The organism is Arachidicoccus rhizosphaerae, from assembly GCF_900107765.1.
GTDB classification, from domain to species: domain Bacteria; phylum Bacteroidota; class Bacteroidia; order Chitinophagales; family Chitinophagaceae; genus Arachidicoccus; species Arachidicoccus rhizosphaerae.
The window spans coordinates 1-2,719 of record NZ_FNQY01000048.1 but is presented as its reverse complement, the minus strand read 5'-3'; the positions used below and the strand labels follow the sequence as shown (position 1 = coordinate 2,719).

Here is a 2,719-nt window from a genome sequence, read left to right as displayed (position 1 = left end):
TGTTATACCCAACATCTCCTGTAAAAACATGTCAAATTCCATCCCACAAATATGCAACTAAATAATAATGTAACCATTATTTATTTACGATAGCCATTTAGATATTGTTAATTTTATGTCGTCCTGCCACTTTTTAACACTTTAAACTTGCTTAGATTGATTCACAAAAATAAAAAGGGTTCATCGACTGATGGCGTGGATATTCCACAAAACTCATACGCATTTTCAGGAAGTATGACAATAAGTAGTATTCCAGCGCACAAACTTCCGATGAACACTAATTGGTATAATATATTAGCAATATTATGCCTAGAGAAAAGTAACATCCTAAAATGGCTCAAAATATTGTTATAATTTGACAAAGATATATATCATCTTAGAACAATTATATTAACCTACTATTATATCACTAACTTAAGACTTACACTTCATTTACCATATCAAAATTGCCACTCTTTAACAATTGAATCAATCTTGAAATACCCATTTTCTTAAAACTAAACTATAATCAATGAAAAAAAAATTAACAATTTTAGCCGCAAGCACCTTGCTGCTATGGGGATGCAACAAGCAGTATTCTCCGAGTAAAACCTCGAACATCAATTCTAAACCCTCAATAGAATCCGTAAAAGAAATTTTAATTAATGAAGGGTTTTCAACTTTTAATTTAATAGATGCAGACAGTGGCTATATCGTTGAAGGGGACATTTTTATCCCTTATACCCATTTTACAAATCAAAATTCAAACTCCCCTAGCGTTTCTGAAGTTGAAGGCAATACTCCTTCAACCAATAAAAATAAGTATCTGATTGGAGAAATAGAACAATATAGAACGTTTAATATTGTTACGTCCTATAGCATGCCAGGAGTAAGCTCAGGTAGAAAAATTTATATAAAGGTTGCGACAAACTTACCTACAGCTTTTTTAACAGCAACTGACTCTGCAATTGCTCGGTATAATGCACTAAATTTAGCATTTCAGTTTGTCAGAATTACATCTAGTTCGACACCAGATATAAATATAACTAGCAATTCATTGCCTGCAGGAGTTTTCGCATCCTCCGGTTTTCCTACAAGCAGTGGTGATCCATATAACAGTATAAAAATGAATGTTACGTATTTGGGAAATTCTCCAAATATTGGTTTTTTAACAACAACAATAGCTCATGAATTAGGACATTGTATTGGATTGAGACATACTGATTATTTCGATCGAAGATATAGTTGTGGTTATACAAGCACCACTCCTATTAACGAAGGAGATGAGACAAATGCCATCCAAATTCCAGGAACCACTCCAACAGGCGACCCAAACAGTTTTATGCTCGCCTGCTCTTCTGTTGGTACAAACAGGCCATTTACATCTAATGACAAAACTGCCTTATTATACTTATACGGGCAATTTGGGGCGGGTGACGATGGACAATTTTATCAAGATAGTATAACTGGAGGCCTATATCAAATGATGGAACGTAAACCAAGAAAGATTTTTTCTGGTTCCATTAATACCTTATACGGCGGCATAACAAATCTTAACATACGGTATGCACCCATTGAGCTACCAATCGGTTCAAATATATTAGATGGTTCAGCTGTATTAAAATCAAATACTTCGGGCACATTATACTTTCTAGACAGGAGTTCCTCCGGAACCACGAAAAAAAGATTAATCACGTCAACAATTATTTTGAATAAATATTATTTCAATACAAGTTATATTCAAACCGTTTCGGATTCAGTAATTAATTCATATCAAACAGGTTCTTCCTTACCAACAACAGGTAATAACGGTAAGTTTGTTAGAGACGGAGCCACAGGTGCAGTATATGTGGCAATGGATGATTCATTACGAAAACTCAATTCTATTAACGTAATTTACAACACATTTATAATGAATAGCGACCATATACCTAATATATTAAGCTTGATAAACAAAGGCACTGATATCTTAACGGGAAGTAGACTTATAAAGACCAGTACATCAGATGATGTTTATTTCCTAGATGTCCACAAAGACATTAACGGCTCGACAATATCTGAAAAAAGGCATATTTATAATATGGAAATTTTTGATAGATATAGATTCAAAATAAATCAAATTCAAACAGTTACACAGGCAACATTGGATAGTTACTCTACAGGAGAACCATTAAATTAATAAAGTTAAATTGAAATAAGCCACCATTATAATTTTTGGTGGCTTATTTCAAATATTTATAAAAATCGAACTCCTATAATTAAAATATTAATCGTATTGTATTATACCAATAATCATGAAGAAAAAAATTATAGCGCATTTATTAAAAACTTCATTGATAACATTTATAATTAGTTCAATCACATTTCAATCCTGTAAAAAGGAGATAATCTCTCCAAATAATAATTCTAAATTACAGGACTCATTATTATTAAACAAACTTTTAGACTCTTTATTTATTTACGCATCACAAACTTATTATTGGAATAATCAACTTCCCACTTACAATAGTTTTAATCCACATAAATACAACCAGGATAATATAATAAATAGCTTAACAAATGAACAATTTGATTTAACAAGGTACCCCAAAAATGATCATGGAGAATTGTACGAACAACTTCAACAATCCGTATTAGATTTTACCGTTACTGCTCAGGAGGTCTATTAGACCAATCACGGCCTTTTTTATTCGCAAGCCCTAATTTCTTCATTATTCTCTGGCACTGTCTAATTTTTAGA

General features: G+C 32.1%; 1 protein-coding gene. It reads left to right on the top strand.

What is annotated here, in order from left to right; all coding sequences use genetic code 11:
• Nucleotides 1-511: 511 nt before the first annotated feature.
• Complete coding sequence (locus tag BLU80_RS19285) at nucleotides 512-2,158, top strand: M57 family metalloprotease (protein ID WP_091401598.1); 1,647 nt, start codon at nucleotides 512-514, stop codon at nucleotides 2,156-2,158.
• Nucleotides 2,159-2,719 lie beyond the last annotated feature (561 nt).